The following is an 18,098-nucleotide window of genomic DNA, read 5'->3' on the forward strand; positions in this document are numbered from 1 at the left end:
GCCCGGCCTTTTGGCGGGCCCGCCCAACCCCTATATAGTGGGGACGCGGGCCCGCCGCCCGAACCGTCAATCCCCCGAACCGATACGGAAACCACATGGCCGAAAAGAAACATGCAAAAGTCCTGATCGTCGGCGGCGGCGCGGCCGGTTACACGGCAGCAATCTATGCCGCGCGCGCGATGCTGGAACCGGTGCTGATCCAGGGCATCCAGCCGGGCGGCCAGCTCACCATCACCACCGATGTCGAAAACTATCCGGGCTTCGCCGAGGCGATCCAGGGCCCCTGGCTGATGGAACAGATGGAGGCGCAGGCGCGCCATGTCGGCACCGAGATGGTCGCCGACACCATCGTTTCGGCCGACCTGTCGAAGCGGCCCTTCACGCTGAAGGGCGACAGCGGCACGGTCTATACCACCGATGCGCTGATCATCGCGACCGGCGCACAAGCCAAATGGCTCGGCATACCCTCGGAGCAGAAATTCCAGGGCTTCGGCGTTTCGGCCTGCGCCACCTGCGACGGCTTCTTCTATCGCGGCAAGGAGGTGCTGGTCGTCGGCGGCGGCAATTCGGCCGTCGAGGAAGCATTGTTCCTGACCAACTTCGCCACCAAGGTGACCGTCATCCACCGCCGCGACAGTTTCCGCGCCGAGAAGATCATGCAGGAGCGCCTGTTCAAGCATCCGAAGATCGAGGTGATCTGGGATTCGGCGATCGACGAAATCCTCGGCACCGACAATCCGCCCGGCGTCACCGGCGCGCGCATCCGGAACGTCAAGACCGGCGAGACGCGCGAACTGAAGGCAGACGGCGTTTTCATGGCGATCGGTCATGCGCCGGCGACCGAGCTCTTCAAGGGCCAGCTCGACATGAAGCCGGGCGGCTATCTGAAGACGGTGCCGGGCACGGCGACGACCAACATCGCCGGCGTCTTCGCGGCCGGCGACGTGACCGACGACATCTACCGTCAGGCGGTAACGGCGGCCGGCATGGGCTGTATGGCAGCGCTCGAAGCCGAACGCTGGCTGGCCGCTCAGGAAGCCCACGCCGAAGCCGCCGAGTAACGTCCGGCGCGTCCGGCCAGACGCCGCGACATCAAGCCTCCAACCAGATCAACGCCACCCGGACACCGATTCGGGTGGCGTTTTCGATGCCGATTTTCACTTTTCAAAACCCTCCGCACAGGGATAGTCTTCCGCGCCACCCCTGCCGCGAGGAAACACAAATGGTCTCGGAAGTCGCCTGGCCGAAAAAAGTCCGCGAGTTGCACAGCAATCACTTTCAGTCGACGGTCTGGAATGATTTCAAATTCCGGGACGACGACATCATCATTTCGACCTATGGCAAGGCCGGCACAACCTGGACCCAACAGATTGTTGGCCAGCTGATCTTCAATGGCGCCGAAGACGTCCCGGTGAACGAATTGTCGCCATGGCTCGATTTGCGCGTACCGCCGCCCGAGATCAAGCTGCCGCTGATCGAGGCGCAAACGCACCGCCGTTTCATGAAGACGCATCTGCCTGTCGATGCGCTCGTCTATTCACCACAGGCCAAATACATCTATATCGGGCGCGATGGCCGCGACGTCCTCTGGTCGATGTATCATCACCATGCCAGTGCGAACGATGCCTTCTATGAAGCATTGAACGAAACGCCCGGGCTCGTGGGCGAAAAGCTCGGCCGCGTCACCACGGATGTGAAGACCTATTTCGACACATGGATCGAGAAGGACGGCTATCCTTTCTGGTCCTTCTGGGAAAATGTGTCGGGCTGGTGGGCGATCCGGCATCTGCCGAATATTCTCTTCGTGCATTTCGAAAATCTGAAACGAGACATGCCGTCTGAAATACAGCGGATTGCAGCATTTCTCGACATTCCGATCGATGAGGCCAGATGGCCGGCGATCCTGGAGCATTGCACCTTCGATTACATGAAGAAACACGCGGACAAGAGCGCGCCGCTCGGCGGCCTGCTTTGGGAGGGTGGCGCGACGACCTTCATCAACAAGGGCACCAACGGCCGCTGGCGCGACGTACTGAGCGCAGAAGAATGCGCCAACTACGAAGCGCTCGCACGGGAGAAGCTGGGCGAAGAATGCGCGCACTGGCTGATGACTGGCGAAGGACTGAACCTCGTCAACGCGGCTTAATCGACAGTCAGAGAATCCAGCAGGGCGCTCATATCCCAAATGACATGGGCGCCTTCGCGTTTAAGCGCCGACGCATCGGTCATGGGATCACCCGCATAGCCGATGGCGGGCATCCCCGCTGCAACCGCCGCCTGCACGCCTGGCAGGCTGTCCTCGATCACAAGGCAGTTTTCCGGCGTGTGTCCCATGCGCGCGGCGGCGTGCAAAAAAAGATCAGGCGCGGGCTTGCCGTGGCGTACTTCCTCCGCGCTGAACAGCACCTCGTCGACCAGCGGTAGGAGCCCCGTCGCCCCGAGCGTGAAGCGCATCTTCTCGAACTTGCCGGACGACGCGACGCAATAGGGAACGCTCTTCTCGCGTAAATACCGCAGCACATCTGCGGCGCCCCGCACCGGTTCCAGTCCCTCCGCGAAAGCCTTGAATGTCTCTTCGCGAATATAGGCAGGCCAGTGCTCGCCGAGCGGACGGCCTATGGCCGTTTCGACATGTGCCATCACCGCCTCCATCGTCTTGCCGACGAAGAGGCGGCGCGTTTCCTCATAGGAGGCATGAAATCCGTCTTCGGCCAATACGCGCGCCAGCAGCCGGTTCGACACTTCTTCGGTGTCGACCAGCACGCCATCGCAATCGAAAATGATAAGAGAGGGAGAAAAGGAAAACGCCATGACCGGGTTATACCCGCGATCATGGCGCTTTCGGCATCAAATTTGATGACGGGTCGTTACAGCCTTATTCGAGGATGCTGCGCAGCATCCAGGCATTCTTCTCGCTTGCCTGCATCCGTTGCACCATCAGATCGGCGGTCACTTCGTCGTCGGCCTCGCCGGCCGCCTTGAAGAGATCGCGTGCCGTCTTCGCGACCTGCTCGTGGCCCTTCACCAGATTCTTCACCATCTGGTCGGCGCTCGGTACGCTGTTGTCCTCGTGCAGCGAGGTCAGCTTGCCGAATTCGCCATAGGTACCCGGCGCATATTCACCCAGCGCCCGGATGCGCTCGGCGATCTCGTCGGTCGCCGCCCATAGCTCACGATACTGCTCCTCGAACATCAGATGCAGCGTGCGGAAATGCGGACCGGTCACGTTCCAGTGGTAATTGTGGGTCTTGAGATAGAGCGTGTAGGTGTCGGCCAGCACGTGCGAGAGCCCTTCGGCGATCTCGTTCCGATCCTTCGCTGCGATGCCTGTGTTAACTTTCACAATACGCCTCCTTTCGTTGGGTACCCATGTCATGTATTTCAATAACAACGAATTACAAGTTTTTTTATATTACTTCTAATGTGAAATCTGCCGTATTCAGGCGACATGGCCGTTAACCCTGCTCTAGAGTGTGAAACCGCCGACCCACCCCCCAGGAGGCAGCCGATGGAGACCAATTTCCGCTTTCTTGACACCAAGCCGATCGAACTCGACCGACGCCAGCTCGTGAGAGGTCTCGCCGCCGGATACGTCGTCGCGCTGACCGGCTGCGTCGACAACCAGGCGCTCGGGCGGCAGCAATTGCTGCTGGTTTCCGAAGCACAGATGAGCCAACTCTCGGCATCCGCCTGGACGCAGCTCCGCCAGCAGAAAAAAGTCTCGACCAACAAAGGGCTCAACACGCGCCTGCAGACGGTCGGACGAAAGATCGTCACCGCCGCCAACCTTCAGAACCAGCCATGGGAGTTCACGGTCTTCGAGGGCAAGGAAGCCAACGCGTTCGTCTTGCCGGGGGGCAAGGTCGGATTCTATGAAGGCATTTTCAAGAGCATGGAGAACGACGACCAGCTCGCTACCGTGATGGGTCACGAGACGGCACATGTGACGGCCCGCCATTCGGCCGAACGTTATAGCCAGCACATGGCGGCTGGTGTCGGCATGCAGGCGGCGCAGATCGGATTGCAGAGCGCCAATGTGAGCAATCCGGCCGCTATCGCCGCCATTCTCGGCGCCGGCCTGCAGTTCGGCGTGCTGTTGCCCTATTCGCGCCAGCACGAACTCGAAGCCGACCGGCTCGGAGTCGGCTACATGCAGAAGGCCGGCTACGATCCGCGCCAGTCGCTGCGCTTCTGGCAGAACATGTCCAAGCAGCGCACCGGCCAGGCGCCGCCGCCGGAACTGATGTCGACCCATCCCTCCGATGCCACACGCATGGCCGCGCTGCAGGCGCAACTGCGGCAGATGGGCTATCAGGTGTAACAAAAAAGGCCCCGCGCAAAACGCGGGGCCTTCGATTTCGGCGGCGGCAACGTCTAGCGCAGGTTGCCGCAGAAGCGCTGGATGCGTTCGCAGGCCTTGACGAGGTTTTCGGTCGAGGTCGCGTAGGATATGCGGAAGAATGGTGCGAGGCCGAAGGCTTCGCCGTGTACGACGGCAACGCCCTCTTCTTCCAACAGCGCCTCAACAAAATCCTGATCGGTCGAGATCAGTTTGCCTTTTGGCGTCGTCTTGCCAAGGCATCCTTCGCAGGATGGATAGACATAGAAGGCGCCTTCGGGCGTCGGGCATTTGATGCCCTTCGCCTGGTTGAGCATCGAGACGACGAGATCGCGCCGTTCCTTGAAGCTCTGCGCACGCTCGGCAATGAAATCCTGCGGCCCGTTGAGCGCCTCGACGGCGGCCCACTGGCTGATCGACGTCGGGTTCGATGTCGACTGGCTCTGGATCGTGGTCATCGCCTTGATCAGTTCGATCGGACCGGCGCAATAGCCGATGCGCCAGCCGGTCATCGAATAGGCTTTCGAAACGCCGTTCATCGTCAGTGTACGGTCGTAAAGCTTCGGCTCGACCTCGGCCGGCGTCGCGAATTTGAAGCCGTCATAAGTCAGATGCTCGTACATGTCGTCGCTCAGCACCCAGACATGGGGATGCCTGACCAGCACATCTGTCAGCTTCTTCAGCTCGTCCCATGTATAGGCAGCACCCGTCGGGTTCGACGGCGAGTTGAAGATCAGCCACTTGGTCTTCGGCGTGATCGCCTTTTCGAGTGCCTCCGGCTGCAGCTTGAAGCCTGTCGCCATTCCCGCTTCGGCGAAAACGGGCGTCCCGCCCGCCAGCAGCACGATGTCGGGATAGGAAACCCAATAGGGCGCCGGAATGATGACTTCGTCACCTGGGTTCAGCGTCGCCATCATCGCGTTGTAGATGATCGGCTTACCGCCGGGCGCGACGAAGCATTGAGCGGGCTTGTAGTCGAGCCCGTTCTCGCGCTTGAACTTGGCCGCGATGGCCGCCTTCAACTCGGGAATGCCGTCAACCGCCGTGTACTTCGTTTCGCCGCGCCGGATCGCCGCGATGGCCGCTTCCTTGATGTTGTCGGGCGTGTCGAAATCGGGCTCGCCCGCGCCAAGGCCGATGACGTCGACGCCGGCGGCTTTCAGGTCGCGCGCTTTCTGGGTCGCGGCAATGGTTGCCGACGGCTTGATGCGCGAAAGCGAGTCTGAAAGGAAGCCCATGACACAGTCTCCATAGGGGCGGTTGGTCCGAAAAGCGGCTGCAACCTATGCCGCTCCGGTTGCCCGCGCAACCGCCTTCCTAGGCCCGCAGCCAATAAAGCACCAGCGCGACGAGAAGCAGCGCCGAGCCCGCGACGTCGGCTGTCGCGACCTTCGAAATCCAGCGGCTCGGATCGTCCTGCAGCCGGGCGAAAGCCACGAAGGAGAGCATGCTGGCAAAGCCGAGAACGAAACCGGCCGGTTGCAGCTCGCGGCGAAACGCCGCCACGATCAAAAAGAGCCCGACCAGCCCCAGCATGACCGCGCGGTGCTGCATCAGGGTCAGCAGATTGGCGTCGGTGAAGGTGAGGCCGTAGAGCCCGCGAAGCTGCTTCGCCCCCAGCATGCCGACAGCGGGATAGGCGTTCAGCAGCCCGACAAGCACGAAGATGACGCCGATGACGATTTGGGACATTTGTTTCTCCTGCTCAGAGTTTCATGGCGGCTGCAAGTGCCGGATCGCCGCCCTCGCGGGCGAGACCGGCCACGGCACCGGCGCGGTCCGCCTCCGCCATGTGCTGGCCGAGCTTCCACTTGCCCTCAAACCGCGCCACCGGCATCTCAAAGACAACAAGCGCATTCAGCAGCTTGCCAATCTCGCGCTCCGACAGGCCGTCGACGGACCACGGCGCGGAACGCTTGCTCTCGAAGCGCCCGGTCAGCGCCGCAATCGCGGCCCGCGCGGCATTGGCATCGTCGACAATGTGCGGCACACCATAGGCATGCACGGCGATGTAGTTCCATGTCGGCACACGTCCTGGCGTCGCATACCAGGCAGGCGAGATATAGCCATGCGGCCCCTGGAACACGGCCAGTGCCTCCCGCGCGCCGTCGAACGCCTGCCAATGCGGGTTTGCGCGGGCGACATGACCGACAAGAACCGCCTCGTCGCCGCGCCGATCCAGCAGGAACGGCAGATGCGTGGCAAAAGGCGCGCCGCCGTCGCCTGACGTCACGAGCAGTCCGAACGGCTCGCGCTCGATCAGCGCAACGCATTCGCCCCGGTCTGCCTGCTCAAAACGTGGCGGCACATACATCGTTTCTTCTCCTAGGAGCTCGGAGCGACGGACATGTCGCGCACCGGTTCGCCGAAAACCATCTGCATCGGCACGACGCCGGCCCAGACCGGCAGGTCCATGTCTTCCGGATCGTCGAGCGGCCCGCCGCTGCGGACCTTGGCCGCAACCTCGATGAGCGGCAGCCGCAACACCTGCGTGGCCTTCAATTCCTGCGTATTGGCCGGCCGCGTCTCGGATGGGCGGCCCTGCCGGACACGCGCCGTGAACAGGTCCAGCGCACGCGGCTTGTCGGCCTCCGCCACCGTCTCGGCCACACCATGCGCCATCACCGAGCGATAATTCATCGAGTGGTGAAAGGCCGAACGCGCCAGCACCAGCCCGTCGATCAGCGTGACGGTCAGACAGATCGGCGCGCCGCCGCCGATCATCCGCATCAGCCGGCTCTTGCGCGATCCATGGATCAGCACGGCGTCGCCGTCGCGGACATAGACCATCGGCAGGGCGACGGGCCCGGCCTCGCCCATGAAGGCCACATGAGCGACATAGCCAGCATCGAGAATGCCGTGCACCGTTGCGCGGTCATAGGCCGCCCGCTTCGGCACCTGCCGCACCCGGTGCGCCGCCGAGGTTTCATAGTCGCTCATTGCGTGTTCCTTTCAGACGTCCAGCGTCCGCTTCGGCCGCGCCAGAAGCTCGCCACCGCAATTGGGACAGGTATGTCCCATCGTCTCGGCACAGGGCGGACAGAAGGTGCATTCGAAACTGCAGATCTCGGCCGCGCCGTCCTTCGGCGTCGGCGCCTCGCATTTCTCGCAGGCGGATTTCATGTCGAGCATCGCGTCCTCCTCTCGATTCCGGCCCGCACCATTTGCCGAAATTGGCCCTATCAAAAGGTCCATTTGGTAAAATATGATAGGTCCATTGAATCACGGAGGATCGCACGATGCCCGCAAGCCCTCTGCCCCTCGGCACGCTGGCGCTCGACAACGACGCCGAGGCCCCGCTCTATCGCCAGCTCTACGACGCGCTGCGCGACGCCATACTCGACGGGCGGCTGCATCCTGGTGCGCGACTGCCCTCGTCACGCACATTGGCTGGCGAACTCGGCGTCGGCCGCAACACGGTGCTGACCGCCTACGACCAGCTGACGGCCGAGGGCTATCTGGAGGGACAAGTGGGCGCCGGCACCCGCATCGCCGCCGTCCTGCCCGACAGCCTGTTGCAACTCGACCGGCAGGCGCGCAGACCCGAGCCGGGACGGCCCGCCCGCAACACACGCGGCCTCTCCGAGCGCGGCCGCGCGCTCTCCGCAACGCGCCGCCTCGCGCCGACCTACAAACGCGGCGAGGGCCGCCCCTACCTGCATGGGCTGCCGGCCATCGACCAGTTTCCGAACCTGCTCTGGAGCCGCCTGCTGGCCCGCCATGCCCGCGACCCGCGACGCGGCAATCTGGGTTACGAGGTCGGCATCGGCCTGCCAGCGCTGCGCGAGGCCATTGCCGCCTATGCGGGCGCGGCGCGCGGTGTCGTCTGCACGGCGGACCAGGTGATCGTGACGGTCGGCGCACAAGGCGCGCTCGATATGGCCGCCCGGATGCTGCTCGACCCCGGCGACCCGGTCTGGATCGAGGATCCGGGCTATCTCGGCGCACGCGGCGCGTTGATGGGCGCCGGCGCCACACTGGTCCCCGTGCCCGTCGATGCCGAGGGCATCGATGTCGAGGCCGGCATCGCCCGGCACGACGCGCCACGCCTGATCTATGTGACCCCGTCCCACCAGTTTCCGCTCGGCGCGACGCTGTCACTACAGCGCCGCCTCGCGCTGCTCGACCATGCGCGGCAATCCGGCGCCTGGGTGCTGGAAGACGATTATGATTCGGAATACCGCTATCAGGGCCGTCCCATCGCCTCGCTGCAGGGTCTCGACCGGGCCGGCACCGTCATCTATATGGGCACATTCGCCAAGACGATGTTTCCGGCCATCAAGATCGGCTACCTGATTGTCCCCGAACATCTGGTCGATGCCTTCGGCACCGCCATCCGCATTACCGGTCATGTGCCGCCGTCGACCATTCAGGCGGCGCTGGCCGACTTCATCGGCGAGGGCCATTACGGCAGCCATGTGCGTCACATGCGGACGCTTTATGCCGGACGGCGGGCCTTGTTGCTTGAGGCGCTGGGCAACGACCTTGTACCCTGGCTCGAAGCGGCGCCCGGCGAAGGTGGGCTGCAACTCTCGGCCTTTCTGGCCGACGGCGCCGACGATGCGGCGATGGCCCGCGCCGCCGCCGAGGCCGATATTCACGTCAGTCCGCTCTCGCTCTACAGACTGGAATCCGGACGGCCGGGCCTTTATATGGGCTACGCCTCGGTACCCGAGGCGGAGATCGGCAAGGCCGCGACGCGCCTCGCCGAGGTGCTGACAAGGGCCGGCTGCCCCCGGCGCCCCTGACGGAGAACCCCATGCGCCTCTACCAGATGCAGGACAGCGGCAATTGCTACAAGGTGCGGCTGCTGGCCCACCAGCTCGGCCTGCCGCTCGAACTTGCCGATGTCGACATCCTGAAGGGCGAGAGCCGGACCGCCGACTTCCTCGCCCGCAACCCCAACGGCCGCGTACCGACAGTGGAATTCGACGACGGGCGAACGCTGCCGGAATCGAACGCCATCCTGTTCTATCTGGCGGAAGGGACCCGCTTTCTGCCGGACGACCGCATGGCCCGCGCGCAGGCGCTGCAATGGATGTTCTTCGAGCAATACAGCCACGAGCCCTATATCGCGGTCGCCCGCTTCTGGCAGTCGATCAAGCCGGGCGGCTACGAAGAGAAGAAAGACAGCTTCCCCCTCTGGCACGAACGGGGCTATCAGGCGCTCAGCGTCATGGAACGCCACCTCGCCGATCATGACTGGTTCGCCGGCGGCCGATACTCCATCGCCGATATCGCGCTCTACGCCTACACGCATGTCGCCCATGAGGGCGGCTTCGACCTCGCGCCCTGCAAGGCAATCGGCCGCTGGATGAACCGCATACGGAGCGCGCCCGGCCACGTCCCGATGGACTGGCGGCCCTGACAAAACGGGGCCGCCACAAAATGGCCCCAAAATGGCTCGCCTCCCGTCGACTTTCCGAACCCGAACGGCCCTATTTCCCCGCGACACTTTGTCCGCCTGAGGAGGATTTGCCTCCGAACATCAGCATGTAGCGGGGAGCAAATCATGCCACACACATCGCGCCGCACCGCGTCCGCCGGATCACGGCCGGACCGGTCTCAACCATTTGCCCTGTTTCTCTTCGTCGTTTGCGTTTCTCTCTTTGTCCTTGTCAGTTTTTCCCAGCATCAGGCTCGCGCCGACAGCGCGGGCCTTGTTCGTATGGCGGATGTCGAAAGCGGCGCGCTGTTGCTGAACTCCACGGAGCCCGGGAAATATGTGCCAGCCCCGTTGCTCGCAACGGACGTGCAAATCGACGTCACCGGCCCCATCGCGCGTGCGCGGGTTACGCAGCACTTCATCAATCCGGGCGATGGTTGGGTCGAAGGCAAATATATCTTTCCGCTGCCGGAGAATGCGGCCGTCGACACACTAAAAATGGTAATCGGAAACCGCGTCATCGAGGGGCAGATCAAGGAAAAACAGGAAGCACGACAGGCCTATGAAGAGGCCCGTGCCGAAGGCCGGCGCGCCAGCCTGGTCGAACAACAGCGCCCCAACGTGTTCACCAATTCCGTCGCCAATATTGGTCCGAAGGAAACGATCGTCATCCAGATCGAGTATCAGCAGACGGTGCGTCAGGACGCCGACGCCTTCTCGCTGCGCTTCCCGATGGTCGTCGCGCCCCGTTACATACCGATGAACGCCACGCCGCAGCTTGTCGACTTCAAGCCCGGCGACGGCGGCTGGGGCGAAATATTGCCGCCCGAAGAACCGCTCGATCTCGAACAACCGCCGGTGCTTCACCCCGATATGGGAAAGATCAACCCGGTAAGCCTTGCGATTTCGCTCGACGCCGGTTTCGCGCTCGGCTCGGTCGAGAGTGCGCATCACGAAATCGCGCTGATACGCGATGGTCCGCGCAAGGCGAAATTGACGCTGGCCGAAGAACTGACGCCAGCCAACAAGGACTTCGAACTCGTGTGGAAGCCGGTTGCGGCATCCGCACCCACCGCCGCGCTCTTTCGCGAACGCGTCGGCGACGAGGACTACATCCTCGTCATGCTGACGCCGCCCGCCGGCCAGACATTGCCGAAAGCAAAGCCGCGCGAGATCATCCTGGTGATCGACAATTCCGGCTCGATGTCGGGCCCGTCGATCGTCCAGGCCAAACAGAGCCTTCTCTGGGCGCTGGACAGGCTGACGCCCGCCGACACCTTCAATGTGATCCGCTTCGATCACACGATGACGGTCCTGTTCCCGCAAGCTGTCGCGGCACATGGCGAGAACCTCGACGTGGCCCGCCGGTATGTGCGTGGGCTGTCCGCGCAGGGCGGCACCGAAATGCTGCCGGCGCTCAAGGCCTCGCTCATCGACCCCAACGCAACCGATAATTCGCGGCTCCGCCAGGTTGTGTTCCTGACCGACGGCGCGATCTATAACGAGCGCGAACTCTTCACCGAGATCACCAACAATCTCGGACGGTCGCGCATTTTCACGGTCGGCATCGGCTCGGCCCCCAACAGCTACTTCATGGCCCGCGCCGCCGAAGCCGGACGCGGTACCTTCACGCATATCGGCAGCGAGACGCAGGTCGCCGAGCGCATGAGCGTACTCTTCGAAAAACTGCAGAATCCGGTAATGACCGACATCGCGGCAAGCTGGCCCGACGGGCGCAACACGCAAAGCTGGCCGAACCCGGTGCCCGATCTCTACAAGGGCGAACCGATCGTGCTGTCGGCCCGCATGCCGAAGGCGGAGGGAACGCTGACGCTGAAGGGCGAGCTCGCCGGCGCACCCTGGGAAATACGACTACCGCTCGACGCCGGTGAAACGCGGCCCGGCATCGGCAAGCTCTGGGCACGGCGCAAGATCGAACAGCTCGAGGCCGACGCCCGCATCGAGGGCGACTGGCAGAAGCATGACGACGGCATTCTGAAAACCGCGCTCGGCCATCATCTGGTCAGCCGGCTGACGAGCCTGGTCGCGGTCGACGTGACACCGGCGCGCCCCGACGGTGAAGCGCTGACCAGGCACGACATGCCGGTCAACCTGCCGGAAGGCTGGGACTACGAAAAGGTCTTCGGCGGCGAAGCCATGCCGACGGCGAAACGCGCCGCCCTCCATGCCGCGCCGCCGCCAATGCTGGCGATGGCCGCCATGGCGCCGGCCGCCGAAACCATGGCGCCCGGCCTCGCCCTGCCGCAGACATCGACCGACGCGGCTTCCTTGATCCGTGGCGGACTGCTGGCGCTGATGCTCGCCACCTTGCTGGCCGCCATGCGCTGGCTACAGCGGCAATGGGCGCATACGGCCTTGCCGGGACGGCGGCTATGAACGCGATCTCGAAAAAAGCGGCGGCCCTGTTCTGGGCCGCCGCGATCGCGCTCTGTCTCGGCGTCGGTTTCTATCAAATCGGCCAAGGGCTTTACATCAAGGCAAAGGCCGAGGTAGCGCAGATTCTGCTGGAACGCGCCTGGCAACGGACACTGACCAATGGTCACCCGCACAAGGCATGGCCATGGGCCGACGCCTGGCCAGTCGCCAAACTTGAAGTCCCGACGCTTGGCAAAAGCCAGATCGTGCTGTCGAACGCAAGCGGCGAAGCGCTGGCATTCGGACCCGGACATTTACTCGGATCGCCCCTTCCCGGCGCTGGCGGAACCTCCGTGATCGCCGGTCACCGCGATACGCATTTTTCGTTTCTGCGCGATCTCAAACGTGACGATACCGTCACTCTCACAACCTCCGACGGCGTGACGCTGCGTTATTCCGTGGGCGGTATCGAAATCGCCGACGCGCGGCACACACAAATAGACCCGGGTGCACAAATGGGCATTGCACTTGTCACTTGTTATCCGTTCGACGAAACGGCGCGCGGACCCTTGCGTTACATCGTTTTTGCGGGGCCGAAACCTGATACGATTTAAAATCAGAAAAGTTTGATCCAATGCAGCGCGTCATCCGTATGGATGGGTTTCGAATGATGCATGTGTCCAAGGCAAGACGGCGGTTTTCCCAATTCTACTTGACCGGTGAGGTGCAATTTCGCCGTATAAGTATTGGGGGTATGCGTCGGCCGAGTATCGGCACATGGAAGGTGGATTGCGCTTGGGATTGGAAAACTATCGAAGAACGATTAGCGAAACAAAGCACGCGGCGATCCTGAATGCCGCTCGGGAAAACTTCCTCAAGGGCGGATACAGCCGCGCTGCGATGGCGGAAATCGCGCGCGATGCGGACGTCTCGACGGCAACGCTCTACAAACATTTCGCGTCCAAGGAAGCTTTGTTCACGGCGGTCGTCGAGGCCGTCTACGACAACATGAATGCGCCCACTCTCGGCAATATCGAAGGGGCGACAGCGCGCGACGCGCTGACGAAAATATGCAACGTTTATGCGGCGCAGCAGTTCGAAGGACAAATGAACGGTATGCTTCGGATCGTGATCGCCGAAGTACCGTCATCGCCAGAACTGGCACGCAAGGTTTTCGAGCGCGGTGTTTCGGCGCGGTACAAACAGTTCCAGCAGGTGCTCGATGCGCTTGTCAAGCGTGGCGACTTTAAACCTCACGACACCGAGACGGGCGTACGAATGCTCGGCGGCATGGTGAAGGAGTTCATCGTCTGGCCCGCTCTGTTCATAAGGGAGTTCCAGAGACCGAACGACATCGACAGCAAGATAGAATCCTGTGTCGACGCGTATTTCAGGATGTACGAACGAATACAGAGATAGCCGGAAACGACGGGGGAAAAGAAAATTGAGTTTGGATACGCACAGGCGAAATGTCAGCGACAAGAAGCGCGCCGCCATTCTCAAGGCTGCCCTCGATAACTTCCTTCGAAACGGATTCAGCCGCGCCGGCATGGCCGACATCGCACGCGAAGCGGATGTTTCGACGGCGACGCTCTACAAGCACTTCGATTCAAAAGAATCCCTCTTTGCGGCAGTGGTCAAGCAGGCGGCGCGAAGTGTCGGTGACTATTCCGGCCTTGTTACGCCGGACGACAGCGCCCGCGATATCCTTCGAAAGCTGTGCAAGGCCTATCTGAGCGTGCAGTTCGAGCATAATGCAAACGCACTGATGCGCATTGTAATCGCGGAGGTTCCGGGTGCACCGAAACTCGCTGCCGAGATGTATGAAGTGCTGGCAAACCGGCGCAACGACAGCGTGATGGCGGTGATGGATGCGATGATCGAGCGTGGCATGCTGAAACCACACGACGCGGCCTTCAGTGCCCGGCTGGGCAGTGGCATGTTGAAGGAACTTTTCGTCTGGCCGGCGCTTTTCGAGGCCGACTTCCAGCTTCCGCCCGACGCCGACACGAAAATCGATATGTGCGTGAACGCCTTTCTGGAACTCTACGGTGCCTGACGCGTTCTAGCGCGTCGCCAGAAAGGCATAGCGGTTGACGCTGAGAAAGAACTCGCCTCGCTCGATCAGCCGCAGTTGATCGTCATACCATTCTTGAACGTCAGCCTCCGAAAGCCCGTACTTCGCGCCATTGCCGCGCGCATAACCGTGGATCGCGCGCATGATGCCCGCCGCATAGGACACCGGCTGCCAGAAGGCGGCAAACATCGGCACGATCTCGACCCGCGCAACGGTGAAGCCCGCGCGCCGGAACAACGGCCCGAGCTTCGCCGGCAAATGCGGATCGGCAAGATGCCCGTCCCAGCAGTCGAGAATGCGGGCCATGCGCGCCTCGTCGGAAGAATGCCAGACAATGCTGCGCCAGTCGGTGTCGAGAACCAGTGCCCGTCCGCCCGGCCGCAGGACACGATGAAGTTCCGCCAGCGCCTTCGGCATGTCGGCGACATATTCATAGACCTGCGTCGACACCGCGGCATCGAAGGAACCATCCGCGAAATCGAGCGCTGTCGCCTCGCCAACGACGCATTCGGCCTGCGGCAGCGCCGCCAGCCTCGTGCGCGCCATCGTGATCATGGCCGGCGCCATGTCGAGACCGACGACCCGGCCCGTATCGCCGACCAGCCGCGCCAGATCCTGCGCCAGCAGTCCCGGCCCGACGCCGATATCGATAATTCGCTCGCCAGGCTTCGGCGACAGCATGTCGAGCACACGGGCCCGCTGCCCGACGACATCGGGCGTCAGATACATCGCCTCGACGGCCTTTGCCGCCGCTTCGTCGAATTCGATCATCTGGCTCACGTGTCGTCCTTCTCCCTGTGCGCCGTGATCGCGCGAGCCACGATTTCCGGCTGCGCGAGATCGGCGATCAAATACCGTTTTCCATCGCGGAGCGTCAGGGCCAATGCGCCGCCGCCAAAAACCCGCTGTGCAACCGCCGGTCGCACCGCCGCGCCAGCCACGTTTTGCAACGGCACCAAGAGCGCGCGGCGCCATGGAAATCCCCACTGTGCATCAAGCCGATCGCCCGCGACCGCGACGCGGAGGGTCCGCGCACGCAGGAAGGCGTGGAGGAGCAGCAAAGGCACCACCACGGCCTCGATCGCCAGCGCAATGCTGCGGATCGCGGCAAGCGGTGGCTCGCGCGTGTCGGCCCAGACATAGACGCCCGTCCAGATCGCCGCGACGACCAGCGAGGGCAGGTAAATGGTCCAATGGGCGCGGGAAAGCACCGGCGGGGCGGAGGAGTCGATCATGCCTGGCAGGATTGCAGATGGTCCAGCCGATGGGAAGCGCCGGAATCCGCGGGATTCCGAATGACCGCCGAATTGCCGGGTGGCCATGCCTCATCTGCGCTATACTTATAACTGGCCGCGACGCGAGATTTGTGCGGGCCCTCAAGACGACGCCCGCATCCCCGACGGCACAGACGACGGGAGGAAAGATGACCGGCATTGTTCGCAAGACCGACGACACGAGACAGGGTGAGACGGGACATGGCGTGCGTTATGTTCTCGGCTTCTCGCTATTCGCTGCCTGGGCGGCGCTGAGCCTGATCGTTATTTTCAGCTAGCCGGCGCTCTGGCGAATCCGCGCGCCGCGCCCCATATTGGGGTCATGGCGCGTGACAAGTTCAAATCATTCGGTCGGGGGTCTGAACGTCCCTTGCCCGCGAAAGGCTCTTCAGGCTTTGCCGAGGCGCCCGGGGCTGCGTTTGTGCCCGCGACGGCCGCGCCCGACAGCGAGACATGGGCCGGCGCGCTGCAAGGCGACCCGGCCAACTGGCCGCTTTTCGAACCGCACCGTCCGGAGCGCCCGGCAAAGTCGGAAGGCGGCCGGCCGCTGAAACTGGTGTCAGAATACGAGCCGGCCGGCGACCAGCCGACCGCCATTGTCGAGCTGGTCGAAGGCATCAAGCAGGGCGAGAACGACCAGGTGCTGCTCGGCGTCACCGGCTCCGGCAAGACCTATACGATGGCGCAGGTGATCGCCCGCACCCAGCGGCCGGCGCTTATCCTCGCGCCCAACAAGACTCTGGCCGCCCAACTTTACGGCGAGTTCAAGAGCTTTTTTCCGGAAAACGCAGTCGAGTATTTCGTTTCCTACTACGACTACTATCAGCCCGAAGCCTATGTGCCGCGCACCGACACCTATATCGAGAAGGAAAGCTCGATCAACGAGCAGATCGACCGCATGCGCCACGCCGCGACGCGGGCGCTGCTTGAACGCGATGACGTGATCATCGTCGCCTCGGTTTCCTGCATCTACGGCATCGGCTCGGTCGAGACCTATTCGGCCATGACTTTTTCGGTGAAGCGCGGCGAGCGTCTCGACCGCAAGCAGCTGATCGCCGACCTCGTGGCGCTGCAATACAAGCGTAACGACCAGTCCTTCGTCCGCGGCACCTTCCGTGTGCGCGGTGACACGATCGAAATCTTCCCCGCCCACTACGAAGACCGCGCCTGGCGCGTCTCGCTGTTCGGCGACGAGGTCGAGGAGATCGCCGAATTCGATCCACTGACCGGCCAGAAGAGCGGCAAGCTCGACGAGATCAAGCTTTACGCCAATTCACATTACGTGACGCCGCGCCCGACGCTCAATCAGGCGATGGAAGAGATCAAGCATGACCTTCAGGTCCGCCTGCAGGAACTGAAAGGCCAGGGCAAGCTGCTGGAAGCGCAGCGCCTCGAACAGCGCACGCAATTCGACATCGAGATGATGGAAGCGACCGGCAGCTGCGCCGGCATCGAGAATTATTCGCGCTACCTGACCGGCCGCAAGCCCGGCGAGCCGCCGCCCACGCTTTTCGAATATCTGCCCGACAACGCGCTGGTCTTCGCCGACGAGAGCCATGTGACCGTGCCGCAGATCGGCGGCATGTTCCGGGGCGACTACCGGCGCAAATCGACGCTGGCCGAATACGGCTTCCGCCTGCCCTCCTGCGTCGACAACCGGCCGATGCGCTTCGAGGAATGGAACGCGATGCGGCCGCAATCGGTCTTCGTGTCGGCGACGCCCGGCCCTTGGGAGATGGAACGCACCGGCGGCATCTTCGTGGAACAGGTGATCCGCCCGACCGGCCTGATCGACCCGCCGACCTTCATCCGCCCGGTCGCGACGCAAGTGGACGACCTGATCGCCGAATGTCACGAAGTGGCGGCGAAGGGTCAGCGCGTGCTGGTGACGACGCTGACCAAGCGCATGGCCGAAGACCTGACCGAATATATGCACGAGCAGGGCATCCGCGTGCGCTACATGCATTCCGACATCGACACGCTGGAACGCATCGAGATCCTGCGCGACCTGCGCCTCGGCGCCTTCGACGTGCTGATCGGCATCAACCTGCTTCGCGAAGGCCTCGACATCCCCGAATGCGCGCTGGTGGCGATCCTCGACGCCGACAAGGAAGGGTTCCTCAGGTCCGAAACCTCGCTGATCCAGACCATCGGCCGCGCGGCGCGCAACATCGACGGCCGCGTGATCCTTTATGCCGACAAGGTGACGGGCTCGATGGAACGCGCCATCGCGGAGACCAACCGCCGCCGCGAAAAGCAGACCGCCTACAATATCGAAAACAACATCACGCCGGAAAGCATTCGCCGCAATATCGGCGACATTCTCGAAAGCGTCTATGAGCGCGACCATGTGCGCGTCGATACCGGCGAGGCGGACGAAGCTTTCATCGGCCACAATCTGCGCGCCCACATCGCCGAACTCGAACGCAAGATGAAGGACGCCGCCGCCGATCTCGAATTCGAAACGGCGGCGCGCCTGCGCGATGAGATTAAACGGCTGGAAGCGACCGAACTCGCGATCGCCGACGATCCGATGGCGCGGCAATCGGCGGTCGAGGACAGCGTTGCGAGAACGACGAAACCGAAAGGTCGGTCAACGTCAGGCAAGCCGGGGACAAGGGCGGGGAAATATAAGAGGCGGTAGAG

General features: G+C 62.9%; 19 protein-coding genes and 1 pseudogene. 11 read left to right on the plus strand and 9 right to left on the minus strand.

What is annotated here, in order from left to right:
* Positions 1-95 precede the first annotated feature (95 nt).
* Together trxB and Q7V31_RS13360 are read left to right on the plus strand one after the other, a co-directional pair.
* A complete protein-coding gene (trxB, locus tag Q7V31_RS13355) occupies positions 96-1,061 on the plus strand; it encodes a thioredoxin-disulfide reductase (protein WP_304735018.1) in 966 nt (321 codons plus the stop codon).
* Between the two features lie 161 nt (positions 1,062-1,222).
* Positions 1,223-2,146: a sulfotransferase domain-containing protein gene (locus Q7V31_RS13360; RefSeq protein ID WP_304735020.1), complete on the plus strand. Its 924-nt coding sequence runs from the start codon at positions 1,223-1,225 to the stop codon at positions 2,144-2,146.
* Here the strand turns inward: Q7V31_RS13360 and Q7V31_RS13365 are convergent.
* Positions 2,143-2,811, minus strand: coding sequence for an HAD family phosphatase (locus Q7V31_RS13365; RefSeq protein ID WP_304735022.1), 669 nt, complete (start codon positions 2,809-2,811; stop codon positions 2,143-2,145). The genes Q7V31_RS13360 and Q7V31_RS13365 overlap by 4 nt on opposite strands.
* 64 nt (positions 2,812-2,875) lie before the next feature.
* On the minus strand, positions 2,876-3,343 hold the full coding sequence (locus Q7V31_RS13370; protein WP_304735024.1) for a Dps family protein: 468 nt from the start codon (positions 3,341-3,343) through the stop codon (positions 2,876-2,878).
* Positions 3,344-3,508: 165 nt separating this feature from the next.
* Between Q7V31_RS13370 and Q7V31_RS13375 the strand changes: the two genes are divergently transcribed.
* Complete coding sequence (locus Q7V31_RS13375; RefSeq protein ID WP_304735026.1) at positions 3,509-4,321, plus strand: M48 family metallopeptidase; 813 nt, start codon at positions 3,509-3,511, stop codon at positions 4,319-4,321.
* A gap of 53 nt (positions 4,322-4,374) precedes the next feature.
* On the opposite strand, the gene Q7V31_RS13380 is transcribed toward Q7V31_RS13375, so the two are convergent.
* The 5 genes and pseudogenes from Q7V31_RS13380 to Q7V31_RS13400 all read right to left on the minus strand — a co-directional run.
* Positions 4,375-5,577, minus strand: a complete 1,203-nt coding sequence (locus Q7V31_RS13380) for a pyridoxal phosphate-dependent aminotransferase (RefSeq protein WP_304735028.1) — start codon at positions 5,575-5,577, stop codon at positions 4,375-4,377.
* Positions 5,578-5,656: 79 nt separating this feature from the next.
* Positions 5,657-6,031, minus strand: a complete 375-nt coding sequence (locus Q7V31_RS13385; protein WP_304735029.1) for a hypothetical protein — start codon at positions 6,029-6,031, stop codon at positions 5,657-5,659.
* 13 nt (positions 6,032-6,044) lie between these two features.
* Positions 6,045-6,653: an FMN-binding negative transcriptional regulator gene (locus tag Q7V31_RS13390; RefSeq protein WP_304735031.1), complete on the minus strand. Its 609-nt coding sequence runs from the start codon at positions 6,651-6,653 to the stop codon at positions 6,045-6,047.
* Between the two features lie 11 nt (positions 6,654-6,664).
* Positions 6,665-7,279: a pyridoxamine 5'-phosphate oxidase family protein gene (locus tag Q7V31_RS13395; protein WP_304735032.1), complete on the minus strand. Its 615-nt coding sequence runs from the start codon at positions 7,277-7,279 to the stop codon at positions 6,665-6,667.
* Positions 7,280-7,306: 27 nt separating this feature from the next.
* Positions 7,307-7,471: pseudogene (locus tag Q7V31_RS13400) on the minus strand (DUF1272 domain-containing protein); the annotation flags it as partial.
* 107 nt (positions 7,472-7,578) lie between these two features.
* Between Q7V31_RS13400 and Q7V31_RS13405 the strand changes: the two are divergent.
* From Q7V31_RS13405 to Q7V31_RS13430, 6 genes are all read left to right on the plus strand, one after another.
* Positions 7,579-9,087: a PLP-dependent aminotransferase family protein gene (locus Q7V31_RS13405; RefSeq protein ID WP_304735034.1), complete on the plus strand. Its 1,509-nt coding sequence runs from the start codon at positions 7,579-7,581 to the stop codon at positions 9,085-9,087.
* Between the two features lie 11 nt (positions 9,088-9,098).
* Entirely contained in the window at positions 9,099-9,707 is a 609-nt protein-coding gene (locus Q7V31_RS13410; RefSeq protein ID WP_304735035.1) for a glutathione S-transferase family protein, read from the plus strand.
* Positions 9,708-10,007: 300 nt separating this feature from the next.
* On the plus strand, positions 10,008-12,122 hold the full coding sequence (locus tag Q7V31_RS13415) for a marine proteobacterial sortase target protein (protein WP_304735036.1): 2,115 nt from the start codon (positions 10,008-10,010) through the stop codon (positions 12,120-12,122).
* The gene (locus tag Q7V31_RS13420; RefSeq protein WP_304735038.1) at positions 12,119-12,715 is read left to right on the plus strand and encodes a class GN sortase; all 597 of its coding nucleotides are present in this window, start codon (positions 12,119-12,121) and stop codon (positions 12,713-12,715) included. The genes Q7V31_RS13415 and Q7V31_RS13420 overlap by 4 nt, the downstream gene beginning before the upstream one ends.
* A gap of 163 nt (positions 12,716-12,878) precedes the next feature.
* Positions 12,879-13,520 carry a TetR/AcrR family transcriptional regulator gene (locus Q7V31_RS13425; RefSeq protein WP_304735039.1) on the plus strand — a complete coding sequence of 214 codons (642 nt, stop codon included), beginning with the start codon at positions 12,879-12,881 and terminating at the stop codon, positions 13,518-13,520.
* 25 nt (positions 13,521-13,545) lie between these two features.
* Positions 13,546-14,160, plus strand: coding sequence for a TetR/AcrR family transcriptional regulator (locus tag Q7V31_RS13430; protein ID WP_304735040.1), 615 nt, complete (start codon positions 13,546-13,548; stop codon positions 14,158-14,160).
* Between the two features lie 6 nt (positions 14,161-14,166).
* On the opposite strand, the gene Q7V31_RS13435 is transcribed toward Q7V31_RS13430, so the two are convergent.
* Positions 14,167-14,949, minus strand: a complete 783-nt coding sequence (locus tag Q7V31_RS13435; protein WP_304735135.1) for a class I SAM-dependent methyltransferase — start codon at positions 14,947-14,949, stop codon at positions 14,167-14,169.
* Positions 14,950-14,954: 5 nt separating this feature from the next.
* Positions 14,955-15,500 (minus strand): PH domain-containing protein, encoded by a 546-nt coding sequence (locus tag Q7V31_RS13440; protein WP_304735042.1) that lies wholly within the window; start codon positions 15,498-15,500, stop codon positions 14,955-14,957.
* Positions 15,501-15,601: 101 nt separating this feature from the next.
* Between Q7V31_RS13440 and Q7V31_RS13445 the strand changes: the two genes are divergently transcribed.
* On the plus strand, positions 15,602-15,730 hold the full coding sequence (locus Q7V31_RS13445; protein WP_304735043.1) for a hypothetical protein: 129 nt from the start codon (positions 15,602-15,604) through the stop codon (positions 15,728-15,730).
* 44 nt (positions 15,731-15,774) lie between these two features.
* Positions 15,775-18,096 (plus strand): excinuclease ABC subunit UvrB, encoded by a 2,322-nt coding sequence (gene uvrB / locus Q7V31_RS13450; RefSeq protein ID WP_304735044.1) that lies wholly within the window; start codon positions 15,775-15,777, stop codon positions 18,094-18,096.
* Positions 18,097-18,098: the final 2 nt, after the last annotated feature.

The sequence above is a fragment of the Parvibaculum sp. genome (genome assembly GCF_030651915.1).
Classification (GTDB): domain Bacteria; phylum Pseudomonadota; class Alphaproteobacteria; order Parvibaculales; family Parvibaculaceae; genus Parvibaculum.